The 12,821-nt window shown below is 75.8% G+C and carries 10 protein-coding genes and 1 pseudogene; 6 read left to right on the top strand and 5 right to left on the bottom strand.

The features are described 5' to 3' along the window. Positions 1-21 precede the first annotated feature (21 nt). From Sdia_RS19970 to Sdia_RS19955, 4 genes are all read left to right on the top strand, one after another. A complete protein-coding gene (locus Sdia_RS19970) occupies positions 22-1,080 on the top strand; it encodes an iron-siderophore ABC transporter substrate-binding protein (RefSeq protein ID WP_115069331.1) in 1,059 nt (352 codons plus the stop codon). Positions 1,081-1,103: 23 nt separating this feature from the next. Further along, the gene (locus tag Sdia_RS19965) at positions 1,104-3,176 is read left to right on the top strand and encodes an iron ABC transporter permease (protein WP_229830422.1); all 2,073 of its coding nucleotides are present in this window, start codon (positions 1,104-1,106) and stop codon (positions 3,174-3,176) included. Between the two features lie 53 nt (positions 3,177-3,229). Then, positions 3,230-4,288, top strand: coding sequence for a peptidase C39 family protein (locus Sdia_RS19960; protein ID WP_100453813.1), 1,059 nt, complete (start codon positions 3,230-3,232; stop codon positions 4,286-4,288). 191 nt (positions 4,289-4,479) lie between these two features. Further along, positions 4,480-5,844: an MFS transporter gene (locus Sdia_RS19955; RefSeq protein ID WP_189499912.1), complete on the top strand. Its 1,365-nt coding sequence runs from the start codon at positions 4,480-4,482 to the stop codon at positions 5,842-5,844. Between the two features lie 30 nt (positions 5,845-5,874). On the opposite strand, the gene Sdia_RS19950 is transcribed toward Sdia_RS19955, so the two are convergent. Both Sdia_RS19950 and Sdia_RS19945 read right to left on the bottom strand, forming a co-directional pair. After that, positions 5,875-6,576 carry an HAD family hydrolase gene (locus Sdia_RS19950; protein ID WP_100453814.1) on the bottom strand — a complete coding sequence of 234 codons (702 nt, stop codon included), beginning with the start codon at positions 6,574-6,576 and terminating at the stop codon, positions 5,875-5,877. A 37-nt stretch (positions 6,577-6,613) separates the two neighbouring features. Beyond that, positions 6,614-7,081 (bottom strand): Lrp/AsnC family transcriptional regulator, encoded by a 468-nt coding sequence (locus tag Sdia_RS19945; RefSeq protein WP_100454389.1) that lies wholly within the window; start codon positions 7,079-7,081, stop codon positions 6,614-6,616. A gap of 315 nt (positions 7,082-7,396) precedes the next feature. Here Sdia_RS19945 and Sdia_RS19940 point away from each other — a divergent pair, with 315 nt between their 5' ends. Next, positions 7,397-8,893 carry an FUSC family protein gene (locus Sdia_RS19940; protein ID WP_164495037.1) on the top strand — a complete coding sequence of 499 codons (1,497 nt, stop codon included), beginning with the start codon at positions 7,397-7,399 and terminating at the stop codon, positions 8,891-8,893. Between the two features lie 111 nt (positions 8,894-9,004). Here the strand turns inward: Sdia_RS19940 and Sdia_RS30290 are convergent. After that, positions 9,005-9,115: pseudogene (locus Sdia_RS30290) on the bottom strand (DUF1345 domain-containing protein); the annotation flags it as partial. A 313-nt stretch (positions 9,116-9,428) separates the two neighbouring features. Here Sdia_RS30290 and Sdia_RS19930 point away from each other — a divergent pair. Further along, positions 9,429-10,460 carry a lactonase family protein gene (locus Sdia_RS19930; RefSeq protein ID WP_115069334.1) on the top strand — a complete coding sequence of 344 codons (1,032 nt, stop codon included), beginning with the start codon at positions 9,429-9,431 and terminating at the stop codon, positions 10,458-10,460. 69 nt (positions 10,461-10,529) lie between these two features. Here Sdia_RS19930 and Sdia_RS19925 read toward each other — a convergent pair whose 3' ends face one another. Both Sdia_RS19925 and Sdia_RS19920 read right to left on the bottom strand, forming a co-directional pair. Beyond that, positions 10,530-11,453, bottom strand: coding sequence for a sirohydrochlorin chelatase (locus tag Sdia_RS19925; RefSeq protein ID WP_100453816.1), 924 nt, complete (start codon positions 11,451-11,453; stop codon positions 10,530-10,532). A gap of 223 nt (positions 11,454-11,676) precedes the next feature. After that, on the bottom strand, positions 11,677-12,714 hold the full coding sequence (locus Sdia_RS19920) for an N-acetylglucosamine kinase (RefSeq protein WP_115069335.1): 1,038 nt from the start codon (positions 12,712-12,714) through the stop codon (positions 11,677-11,679). Positions 12,715-12,821: the final 107 nt, after the last annotated feature.

Raw genomic sequence — 12,821 nt, 5'->3', positions numbered from 1 at the left:
GAACAGAAAGAGGATCCTTCCATGAACCGTGCCCGTCGCCTGGCGGCGTCAGCCACCACCGGGCTCGCCCTCCTGCTGGCCACGGCCTGCGGCACGACCGAGGTCGACAAGGCCGGCGCGAGCGCCGACGCGGCCCCCGCCTCCGAGAGCTGCGCCGACGACACCACGGCCACCTCGACGAAGCCGGTCTCCTTCGAGGACGGCGTCGGCCGCACGGTCGAACTCGACAGGCCCGCCGAGCGGATCGCCGTCCTCGAATGGCAGCAGGTCGAGGACGCGCTGACCCTCTGCGTCACCCCCACCGCGGTCTCCGACGCCAAGGGGTACAGCACCTGGGTCAGCGCGGAGAAGCTGCCCGACGGGGTCACCGACATCGGCACCCGCGAGGAGCCCGACCTCGACACCCTCTACGCGGCCGAGCCCGACCTCATCGTCGTGGAGGCGTTCGACGCCGACGACGAGATGATCGCCAAGCTGGAGAAGCGCGGCGTCCCCGTGATGGCCACCCGCGGGGCGGACCCGAAGGACCCGATCGGGAACATGCGTGAGGTGTTCCGCATGATCGGCGAGGCCACCGGGCGCACCGAGCGCGCCGAGCAGGTGCTGAAGGAGTTCGACGAGCACCTCGCGACGGCGAAGCAGAAGGTCGCCGACGCCGAGCTGCCGACCAAGGACTTCCTCTTCTTCGACGGCTGGCTCCAGGGCGGCAACCTCACCATCCGCCCCTACAGCGACGGCGCCCTGTTCACCGAGATAGGCAAGGAACTCGGCATGAAGCCCGCCTGGAACGCGAAGGTCGACAAGGACCACGGCGACGGCGGCGTCGACCCCTCCTACGGCCTCGCCCAGACCGACGTGGAGGGCCTCGCCGCGGTCGGTGACGCCAACCTCTTCCACGCCAACGACGAAGGCGCCGGCGGATACGTCGAGGCGCTCGGCAAGAACCCGGTCTGGAAGAGCATCCCGGCCGTCAAGGAAGGCCGCGCGCACTCCTTCCCGGCCCGGGTCTGGGGCGCCGGCGGGCCCCGCTCCTGCGCCCAGGCGATCGACGCGTACGTCGACGTCCTCGACAAGAAGTGAGTGCAACCCGGACCACGGCCCCCCTGACGGACCCGCTGCCGCGCACCGGGCGCGGCGGCGGGCCCGCCGGGGTGGCCGTCCTGGCCGTCCTTCTCCTCGCCACCGTCCTGGCCGGCCTGTGGCACCTGACGCAGGGCACCTCGGGCGTCGGCTTCGGCGACCTGGTGGGCCACCTCCTCGGCGAACAGCGGACCGGCGGGGCGCCCGTCGGGGAGATCCTCACCGGCTCACGGCTGCCGCGCCTGCTCGCGGGCGTCGCGGTGGGCTTCGCCCTCGGCTGCGCGGGGGCCCTCCTGCAGTCCGTCACGCGCAACGCGCTCGCCTCCCCCGACACGCTCGCGGTCACCGCCGGGGCCCACTTCACGCTGACGCTGGTCGCCGCCCTCGGCCTCACCGTCCCCCTGTGGGCGTCGGGCGCCGCGGCCCTCGCCGGCGGCCTGGTCGCCGCCGCCCTCGTCCTGCTCCTCGCCGGCCGGGCCGCGGGGACCACCGGAACCCGCCTGGTGCTGGCCGGATCAGCGACGGCGATGGCCCTCGACGCGGCGACCGGGATGCTCCTCGTCCTGTTCGGCCAGAACACCACCGGGCTCTTCGCCTGGGGCAGCGGTTCGCTCGCGCAGCTGAACATCGACGCCTCGACGCGCGCCCTGCCCTTGGTGGCGCTGGTGCTGGGGGTCGCCCTGGCCCTGTCCTGGCGGCTGGACGTGATGAACCTCGGGGACGACGCCGCGTCCACCCTCGGCGTGCCGGTCCGAGCCACCCGGGTCACCGCGGTGGTCTGCGCGGTCGTGCTGACCGGCACCGCGGTGACCCTGGCCGGCCCGATCTCCTTCGTCGGCCTCGGTGCCCCCGTCCTGGCCCGGCTGATCGCCGGGCGGGTCAGCGCGCTCGGCCGCCACGTCCTGCTGGTGCCCGCGGCCGGACTCCTCGGCGCGCTCCTGATCCTGCTCGCCGACGCGTTGCTGCGCGCGATCCAGGGCGCGGACGGAGCCGCCGCCATCCCCACCGGCGTACCCACGGCGCTGCTCGGCGCCGTGGTGATCGTCGTGCTCGCGCTGCGCCTGCGGGACACCGGCCCGGTCCGGCAGCCCCCGGTGGCGAAGGTGGCCGCCCGCTCCCGCCGCGGCTTCCTCCTGGTCGTCTCCGGCGGGGTGCTGCTCCTGGCCGGGGCGGTCCTCGTCGCCGTGCTGGCGGGAAGCCTGTGGCTGCGCACCGGCGACCTCGGGCTCTGGATCAGCGGGACGGCCCCCGAGCTGATCGGGCAGGCGCTCGACGACCGGGTGCCACGCGTGGTCGCCGCCGTCCTCGCCGGGGCCGCGCTCGGACTGGCCGGATGCGTCGTGCAGGGCGTGGTCCGCAATCCGCTGGCCGAGCCGGGCGTCCTCGGCATCACGGCGGGCGCCGGACTGGGCGCGGCGGCCGTCGTCACCTCGGGGCTGCCCGGCGGACGCCCGGTGCTCATCCTGGTCGCGGTCGCGGCGGGACTCGCCACCTTCGCGGTCATCGCCCTGCTTGCCTGGCGCGGCGGTTTCGCGCCGGACCGGTTCGTGCTGATCGGCATCGGCTGCGGCTACGCCCTCACCTCCGTCACCACCTTCCTGCTGCTGCGCGCCGACCCGTACAACACACCGCGGATCTTCACCTGGCTCTCCGGCACCACCTACGGCCGCACTCTGCCCGACGTCGTCCCGGTCGCCGTCGCCCTGGCGCTCGCGCTGCCCGCGCTGTACGCGATCCGGGGCCGGCTCGACCTGCTCGCCGTGGACGAGGACACCCCGCGCATCGTCGGCGTCAAGGTGCAGCGCACTCGCGTCGCCGCCCTGGCCGTCGCCGCGGTGCTGGCGGCGGTCAGCGTGGTCGCCGTCGGGGTCGTCGGCTTCGTGGGGCTGGTCGCCCCGCACCTCGCCCGGTCCCTGGTGGGCGCCCGGCACGGTCGCGCGATCCCGGTGGCGATGCTGCTCGGGGGTGTCCTGGTGTGCGTCGCCGACACCCTCGGCCGCACCCTCGTGGCCCCCGCCCAGCTTCCGGCCGGCCTGATGATCGCCCTGGTCGGAGCCCCGTACTTCGTCCAAGTGCTGCGCAGGTCCCGCGCGTGACGCCGTGCGCCACCCCTTCCTTGCGCCCGCCTCGACCCGTCAGGAGCACCGCAATGCCGCCCCCTCGGGAAACGACCGCCCGGAGCGTCGTCGTCCCCTTCCAGTCCGACGCCCCGCCGGCGGCGCTGGCGCCGCTCGGGGGAGAGGTGCCGGAGCGCTGGCGCGCCCTCGACCGCTCCGCCCACGCACCGCACCTCGTCGCCGTACCGGACGACGACGGCCGGTGGAGGGCTGCCGCGCTGGTGACGGCCCGCCCCCACACCTCCTACCTGAAGATCGTCGACGCCGTCGGCGACGTGCCGGCCGCCGTCGAGGCCGTCGTCGCCCACGCCCGGCACCGCGGACTCGCCCAGGTCAAGTGGGAGGGATGGACGACGCGCCCCGAGGACGCCGCTGCCGCCGGATTCACACCACTGCGCCCGCCGCCTGTGGCCGACGGGGCCGGACCGGAGACCGGGTACGTCCGCTGGCTGGCCGGGGCCACCGTCACCGGCCCCCCGTACTACGGCCAGACCACGCACTTCACGTGCGGCGCCGTCACGGCCCTGGTCGCCCACGCCCACAGGGGGACCCTGCCGGAGGCGGCGCTCGGCCGGCGGGCCGAGCTGACCCTGTGGCGCGGCGCGACCAACTTCCCCGTCTGCGAGCCGGTCGGGCTGGGCGTGGCGGTGCGGCGCACCTGGCCGGGCAGCCCGGTCCGCGTCCACCTCGACACCGACCGGCCCGTTCTGCTCGACCACCTCACGGAGGACGAACGGGAGTGGCGCGCCGACCTCCAGCGCGTGTCCCGGACGGAAGCGGCGGAGACCGGCGTCCCGGTCGACGCCCGGCCGCTCTCCAGTGACGAGATCCGACGCGCCGTCGGGCGGGGGGAGCAGGTGCTGCTCCTCGTTTCACTCACCGCGATGCAGGGCTGGGACGTGCCCCACTGGGTGCTCGTCCACGGCGCCGTGCCCGGCGCCCTGGTGGTCGACGACCCGTGGGCCGGGGCGGACCGGGGGGAGAGCTGGGTCGACGCCCACCTGCTGCCCGTCGCCGATGCCGCGCTGGAGGAGATGTCGGCCGTCTCCTCGGACCCCTTCCACGGTGCCGTGGTGCTCGGCCGCCCGTGACGGCGCGGCGGCGCCGTCGCGGGTCCTGACGGGCGCGCGTGCCACGTCCGGGTGACGGGCGGCGTGTTCGCCGGTGCGCCGCGCCGCCCCGCGCCAGGATCGTCGCGGCGCCCGCCCGCCGCACGGCGGGACGACCCGACGGGCGTCGCGCGGGCCGGAACCCCGCCACGCGGAACCGAGGAGGGCGGCCCTTGCGGACGGAGAAGCGGAAGCGGACGGAGGAAGCGGCGGTGTGCGCCGGAACGGCCGACGCACCTCCTGGCGGACCGGCGGCGGGGTGGCGTACGGCGGTGGGCTCGGCGCTCGGTCTCGCCTGCGGCCCCAGCGTGCTCGCGGTGATGACCTTCGGGATGTTCATCGCCCCGCTGCACCAGGAGTTCGGCTGGGGCGTCCCCGCCATCGGCCTGGGCGCCTCCCTCCTGAGCCTCACCGTCGTCGTGGTCTCCCCCGTGCAGGGCGTGCTGGTCGACCGGTTCGGCGGCCGCCGGGTGGTCCTGTGCAGCGCGCCGTTCTTCGCGCTCGCCCTGGCGGCGATGTCCCTGCTGCCCGACAGCCTGCCCGTGTTCTACGCGGCCTGGGTGCTCATCCCGCTCTGCGGCACGGGGCTGTGGCCGGTCTCCTACCTCCGCGTCACCGCCGGCTGGTTCGACCGCGGGCTGGGCCTCGCCCTGGGCGTCGCCAACTGCGGCATCGGCGTGGGGACCGTGCTCGTCCCCGTCCTGGCGGCGGCGCTGATCGGCGCGTTCGGCTGGCGGGCGGCCTTCCTCGGTCTCGGCGCGACCGCGCTCGTGGCCCTCCCGGCTGCCTGCTTCCTCCTCGTCGAGCCGAGCCCGCGCGCCGCACGCGCCGAGGCAGTCGGCGACACGCTGGGCGCGGCGGCGACCCGGCGGCCGTTCTGGCTCGTCCTGGGCGCGTTCCTGCTGCTCGGCGCGGTCGGCACGGGGGTCGTCGTCCACCAGATCCCGCTCCTGCTGGACGCCGGGATCGCCCCGCGGACCGCCAACCTGGTGCCCGTCGCGCTCGGGCTCGCGCTCGTGGTGGCCAGGATCGTGACCGGCTGGCTGCTGGACCGGTTCACGGCGGCGCGGGTCATGACGGTCCATCTGCTCGGCGGTGTCGGCGCCGTGCTGCTCTTCGCGGCGGGGCCGAACGTCCCCGCGGCCCTGCTCGCGGCGGCACTCGCCGGAATGCTGATCGGCGCCGAGTTCGACGTGCTCAGCTATCTGGTGCCCCGCTACTTCGGGCGGCGGGCCTTCGGCCGGATCTACGGCGTCGCGTTCTCCGTCTTCCAGATCGGCGGGGCGGTGGCCGCCACCGCCATCGGTGTGAGCCGCGAGAGCCACGGCTCCTACACCCCGGCGATGCTGGCCCTGGCCGCCGCCTGCCTGCTCTGCGCCGCCCTCTTCCGGGGGCTCGGCCCTTACCGGTACGACGGACGGACCCCGCCCGCCCCCGAAGCCCCGCCGCACCTGCCGCACGCCGGGAGGGAGGCGGAACTGCCCGCGAATCAGGGTGCGGCAGCCGACGGCGACGCCACGCCGGCGCCCGAGCGGTGAGCTGACGACGGCCGGGCCGGCGGTGGGGTCTCAGACAGCCGGGACGCGCATGATCCAGTCGTACGTCTCCGCCGCGCGGAACGACGCCTGTCCCTCCGGGAAGAGCAGCCCCGCCGCGGAGAAGACCGGGTCGTCGGGGGCGACCGGGACCGAGGGCACCGCGACGCAGCGCATCCGTGCGGCCAGCGCCGCCGCCACGCCCGGCTCGGCGTCCTCGATCACCACGCAGTCCACGGGGGCCGCGCCCAGTCGCCGGGCCGCCTCCAGGAAGACGTCCGGGGCGGGCTTGCCCCGGGGCACCTCCTCGGCGGAGACCGCCGGGCCCACCAGGCCGTCGAGGCCGGTGGCGGCGAGGACGGCCGTGATCGCGGAACCGGAGGAGCCGGAGGCGACAGCCATCGGCACCCCGGCCCGGTGCAGCCGCTCCACCAGCAGCGTCATCTGCTCGAAGACGGGCGTGTGGGCCCGGGCCAGTGCGAGGTAGCGGTCGTCCAACTCCGCCACCAGGGTGTCCAGGGCGGCACTGAGCCCGTACCGGCGCCGCCAGTCGGCGAGCGTCTCGTGGGTGCTGACACCGATGTACCGCTCATGGTCGGCCCAGGTGAAGCCGGGGACCCCGTGCTCCTCCAGCAGGGCCCGGCCCGCCTCGAAGTAGTTGGGTTCGCTGTCCACCAGTGTGCCGTCCAGATCGAGGACGACCGCCGGGAGCGCGGCCTCGGTCACGTTCGCCATGGCCCCAGCATGGCAGAAGGCGGTCCCGCCGTCCGGGTCACCTCCGGCCGACGGAGGCGACCAGCGGCAGCACCCGGTGCGCCACCCTCTCCCGCAGCGCCACCTCGGTACGGGTCCGCACCACCCCGGGGAGGCTGATGAGCTGTTGGATGACGTCCTCCAGGTGCGCGTTGTCCCGCGCGGCGACCCGGGTGAGCAGGTCGCCGCCGCCGGTGATCGAGAAGGCCTCGATGATCTCCGGCACCTCGGCCAGCGCGTCCCCGACCTCGTCGAGGCGGCCCTGTGTCACCTCCACGTGGACGAAGGCCAGCACCGGATGGCCGAGCGCCGCCGGGGAGAGGGTGGGCCCGGTGCCGGTGATGACGCCGTCCCGTTCCATCCGGTCCAGCCGGGCCTGGAGGGTGCCCCGGGCCACGCCGAGCAGGCGCGCGTACTCGCGCACGCTGGTCCGCGGCCGCTCCAGCAGCAGCGTGAGGATGCGGGTGTCCAGCTCGTCGACCGCCATGGTCCGTTGGCCTCCTCGTGGTACAGGCTTTCCCGTCCACACTGTACCAATGGCCCACTGCTCCGGACTCCGGTTGAGCCACTGCCAGGCGGGATGCTTCTCTGGTTGTCCAACTGGCGCCGCGGCGTGCCCGGGCGGCGAGGAAGCCGTCTTGGCCGGCGGCGCCTTTTCGATGCCGTAAGGCCGACCGGTGCCCGCGGTGCCGGTCTCGGAGAGGGGTGGACGCGCACGGTGGAGCGGACGAAGAGCGGTGCGGGCCGGGCGACGAGCCGGGGAGCCGGTGTGGCCGGTTCGCTCGGCACGACACTGACCGGGATGTTCGTCGCCCCCGACCCGGGCTTGCTGCGGCTGCGCGGCGCGGGGCGGGCGGTGCTGGGCATCGGGCTGGCGGCGACCGTCTCCGGGACGGCCGGGCAGTCGCTGACCATGGCCGTCGCCGGGGGACTCGCCGCGCTCCTCGCCCTGTTCACCGTGGCCGACCCGACCGTGCGCGGCCAGGCTCTCACCACCGCGCTGCTGCCCGCGGCCGGCTGTCCCGTCCTGGCGCTGGCGGTGCTGCTCCACGACCGGCCGCTCCCGCGCGACCTGGCCTTCCTCGCCGTGGTCGGGCTCGGCGTGTACGCCCGCCGGTGGGGCCCGCGCGGCAACGCGCTGGGCATCTTCGCCTTCATGTGCTTCTTCCTGGCGCAGTTCCTGCACGCCGTCCCCGCCCAGCTGCCCGGGTTGTACGCCGCTGTCGCCCTGGCCCTGCTCACCTCGTCGGCGGTCCGCTTCGGCCTCTGGTGCTACGAGCGGCGCCTGCCCGCGCCCCGGCCCGCCCCCGCGCCGCTCGGCGGCCGCCGCCTCCGCCGCCCCACGACCCGGCAGGCGGTGCAGGCGACGGTGGCGGGCGGGCTGGCGCTCGCCGCAGGCCAGGCGCTGTCCCACGAGCGCTGGTACTGGGCCGTCGGGACCGTCTGGTGGATCTTCGTCAACACCGCCTCGCGCGGCGAGACGCTGGTCCGCGGCTTCCGGCGGGTCCTCGGGACCGCCGCGGGCGTCGTCGCCGGCCTCGGCGTCGCCGTCCCGCTCCACGGCGAGCCGGCCGCGGCGGCCGTCCTGGTGGCCCTCTGCGTCGCCGGGATCTTCTACGTGGCCGCCGTCTCCTACAGCTGGATGATCTTCTTCGTCACCGTCCTGGTCGGTGTCCTCTACGGAACGCTCGGCACCGTCGACTCCGGCCTGCTGGCGCTGCGTCTCCTGGAGACCCTCGCGGGCGCCGCCGGAGCCGCGCTGGCCGTGCTCCTCGTCCTGCCCGTGACCACGCACGCGACCACCGACGCCTGGATCCGGCGCACCCTGCACTGCGTCCACCTCTGCGCCGTCGAGGCGGCCGGCCGGCTCGCGGGTTCCCCGACCGCCGATCCCGCCGGCCGCGTCGCCGAACTGGAGGTCCTGCTGGGGCGCGTACGCCTCTCCGTCGCGCCGCTCGTCCACCCGCTGAGCCCGCTCGGGCACCGCAGGACCCGGGCCCGCCGGGTGCTCGCGCTGCTCGACGCCTGCGGCCGGGAGGCGCGCGGCCTCGCCTCCGTCGCCGCCGGCCCCGAGGGTTCCCGCACCGAGCGCCTGACCGTGGCCTGTGCCCGCGTGGAGGCCGCCGTGCGCGCCCTCACCGTCAACGGGACGACCGTGACCGGACCGCCGAGGCACCCGGCCCGCCCGGCAGCCGACGAACCGGCCCTCGCCCACCTGCACGGGCTGGAACGGGCGCTGGCGGAGCTGGCCGAACCGCTGCGCGGCCGGCCCCGGCGCCCCGCCCTCGCCGCCCGGTGAGGGGCGGCGCCCCCACCCTCCGGCGATGCCGATGACCCGGTTGAGGGCGGTGGCCCGGACGCCCGTCCCGAGGACGTACGACAGCAGGCAGTGCCGCGGCACCCCGGCGCGGACGGCGGAGTCGGTCACATCGGTGTCGGAGAGCTGGCAGGTCATGCCGAGGTGGTGGCTGAAGTGGAGGAAGTCGCGGTACGCCGGGAGCTGTTCGGAGCCGAAGTCGATGCCGCCCGGCCGGCCCCTGGTGGTACGGGTAGCCGTAACGGGGGGCGCACATCAGGTGCACCGCCGCCCAGGCCATGAAGACGCCACCGAGTCGACGTGGGCCGAAAAGCCCGACAACCGCTCATTCCATCGTTCTGTGCCATGGTGTTCCTCTCGGCGGGAGCCGGGCAGGGGCCGGTGCCGAGAGGTGGCACGGTCCCGAGCGGCGACCGTCCGTGCCACGGACGGCGCGGACCGGGTGCGCCATGGTCTAGACCTGCTAACGTCGCGGGCGCGCCGACCGGCGCGACACCTGCTGAGAGGGGAACGGCCAGTGGACGGCGGAACGCAGACCGGAAGGGCGTACATCGGGTCGTTCACGGCGGCGGGAGGCGCGGGTGTCGTCACCGCCGCCGTCGCCGCCGACGGCGGCCTCACCGTCCTCGGAGCCACCGCCGAGGTCCCCGACCCCTCCTACCTCGCGCTCGGGCCGGGCGGTGACGTTCTCTACGCCGTCAGCGAGACCGCCGACGGCGCCGTCGCCGCCTTCGACCCGGCCGGCGGCACGGCCCGTCTGCTCGCGGCACCCGCCCCCGTCGCCGCGGAGGGCCCGACCCAGCTCAGCGTGCACGGCGGCCGCGTCTTCACCGCCAACTACGGCTCGGGCAGCGTCTCCGTCCTCCCGCTGCGTGCCGACGCCACCCCCGCTCCCGCCGCCCACGTCCTCAACCACCACGGCTCGGGCCCCCATCCGCAGCGCCAGCAGGGCCCCCACGTCCACCAGGTCGTCCCCGACCCCAGCGGCCGCTGGCTGGTCGCCGTCGACCTCGGCACGGATTCCGTGCGCGTGCACGGCTTGCGCGACGGCATGCTGACCCTGCACCGCGAGATCGCGCTCCGCCCGGGTTCCGGCCCCCGCCACCTCGCCTTCCACCCCGACGGCGGCCACGTCTACGTCCTCAACGAACTCACGCCCACCGTCACCCTCTGCCGCTGGGACGCCGGCAGCGGTGACCTGCTGCCCGTCGGTGAGGCGAGCGTCCTTTCCGGGGCGCCCGCGGGCGACGCCTACCCCTCCGAAGTGGTCGTCTCACCCGACGGCCGCTTCCTGTGGACCGCCACCCGCGGTGAGGACGTCCTCTCCGTTCTCGCCCTCGACGCCGCCGACTCCGCACGGCTGCTCACCACCGTGCCCTGCGGCGGCCACTGGCCCCGCGACCTCGCCCTCTCCCCGCAGGGCCTGCTCTACGTCGCCAACGAACGCTCCGGCGACGTCACCTGGTTCACCGTCGACCCCGACTCCGGCACCCCCGCCTTCGCGGGTTCCGTGCCCGCTCCGGCCGCCTCCTGCGTCCTCTTCGGCTGACCTGGCAACGGCCTCGGGCCCGCCCCCCCCCAATGAGGGGGAGCGGGCCCGAACCATGAGCCGGCCGCCTCAGTGAGCGGGGACCCCCGGTGCCGGCTGCGGCGTGATGCCGAGCGCCGTCGTGTACTGCGCGAGCGCGAGCTTGCCGATCGCCGGGTACGCCCCCAGCGCCTCGGCCGAGGCGCACTCGGCCTCCTTCGCCGCGACGTCCAGCAGACCGTCGCCCAGCTCGGGACCGATCAGGTACGGCGCCAGGGCGAGCTGTGTGGAACCCGAGGAGCGCAGCTGCTCCGCGGTGGCCGCGATGGCGCCCTCCTGGTCGAGCGCGGCCGCCATCACCGGCACCGCCAGCCGCGCGGCCAGCAGCATCCCGGTGATCCCGGCCGCCTGCACGGCCTCCTCGCCGCCGACCGTCGCCAGGATGATGCCGTCGGCCGCGGTCGCCACCGTGAACAGCCGCGCCCGGTCCGCCCGGGCCAGCCCGGCCTCCGAGAGCCGCACGTGCAGGGCCTCCGCCAGCAGCGGGTGCGGGCCGAGCACGTCGGTCAGCTCGACCGGGGCCCGGCTGTCGATCACGGCCTGCCGGACGCGGCGCGTCAGGGCGCTGTCCGGACCGGCCAGCAGCGGCACGACCACGGCGGCCGGGCCGTCCGGGTCGGCCGCCTCGACCCCGGCGGCGCGGGCCTGCTCGGCGCGGGCGGTCCGCTCCTCGGCGGCGTGCGCGAGCACCGACTGGAGCGTCGGGAACTCCTCGTCGTCGCCCTCCAGGAAACCGATGCGCGCATCGAGGCCGGGAAGCTCGGCGCGGGCGATGCTCACGACCTCCTCGGCAAGACTGCGGGTGGGTGCGCCGGGGACCCCGGGCACGGCGAGGACGAGGGCGGGCGCGCCCTCGGGAGCCACCACCGGTTCCGGACGGCGGTGCCGACCGGACTGGCGGGGTCGCGGCATTCGTACAGGCAGGCCGGAAGCGGGCCCAGTGGGGGAGCTCATGGCGCCGCATGCTACTGGCTTTCGGTCCGCCCCTGTTCGGGGAGGGTGCGGCAGTACGGCATCCGTCCGGATTTATCCGTTCCAAGTGCCCGGTTCGGGCGCCCTTTTTGCGGTCGTGTGCACCGATGTGGTGAACTCTGCGGTCACACGGCCCTGTTGTCCGGCTCACGGGTGACAACTCCAGGTCGCGGAAGTGCCACTCCGGGGCGTGTCCCGGCGCGCCTCAGGGTCTGGCTCCGTCCCGGCCCGACTCCGCGCCCGTCGAGCACCACAGCAGCCGCCCGTCCACGGGCAGGTCCTGCGCCCCCGTCGCCAGCGCCGAGGCGAGCACCACGGCCCCGTGCAGCGGATCACCCGCCGGCGGCGCCACCCGCGCCCCAGGCAGCCTGCGCGCAAGCTCCTCGCCCAGCGGCACGGTCAGCGGGGCGCCCAGCCGCAGGAGTCCTCCCGTGCACGCGACCTCGCCGCCGTCCCGGTGGGGCAGCACGGCCTCGACGGCGTCCACGATGTGACCCGCCGCCTCGGTCAGCAGCGCCGCCGCCGTCGCATCGCCCTCCCGCGCGCACCGGGCCACGTCCGGCGCGAACGACGCCAGCACCGCCGCCCGGTCCGGGCGGGGGTAGAGCCGGGCCGGAATCCCCGGCAGGGCGCCGAACCGCTCCTCGGCCGCGGTCAGCAGCGCCTTCGAACCCCCCGCGCGCCCGTCGAACGCCCGGAACGCCGCCTCCAGGCCCGCCCGTCCCAGCCACGCGCCCCCACCGCTGTCACCCAGCAGGTGTCCCCAGCCGTCCGCCCGCCGCCACGCGCGCAGATCCGTGCCGAGCGCGATCATCCCGGTGCCCACCGCGACCACCGCCCCCGGCCTTACCCCGAGCGCCCCCGTGTACGCGGTCACCGCGTCGGCGGCCAGCGCGAGCGGCCCGGTCACGCCGCCCGCCGCCAGCGCGTCCGGCAGCCCGGCCCGCAGGTCGTCGCCGAGGGTCGCCATCCCGGCCGCCCCCACCGCGACGGCCACCGGGGGTTCGCCGCCGGAGGGCGCGCGCTCCCGCAGATCCCGTACCAGCGGCAGCAGCAGCTCCATGAAGTGACCGGCGTCGATGCCGCGCGCCGAGGTCCGCACCGGGTGTGTGCCCGTGGCCGTCACCGCGTCCTCGGGGGAGCCCACCGGAGCGAGCGCCGCGCGGAGCCCCGAGCCGCCCGAGTCGACCCCGAGGACAGCTCCGAAGCGGGTGCGAGGGGCTGCCGCGCCGCCGCCCGTCATCGCGCCCACCGGGCCGGTGTGCCGACGCGGAGGCAAGTCTGCTGTGTGCATGGGGTGTTCACCGGGCGCAACGGGTTCCCCTCCCTCTCCTCGGACCGGCCGGACGG

Source organism: Streptomyces diastaticus subsp. diastaticus (assembly GCF_011170125.1).
In the GTDB taxonomy this organism is placed as follows: domain Bacteria; phylum Actinomycetota; class Actinomycetes; order Streptomycetales; family Streptomycetaceae; genus Streptomyces; species Streptomyces diastaticus.
Note: the sequence above shows the minus strand (reverse complement) of the source record. Positions and strands in the feature narration are given on the sequence as shown.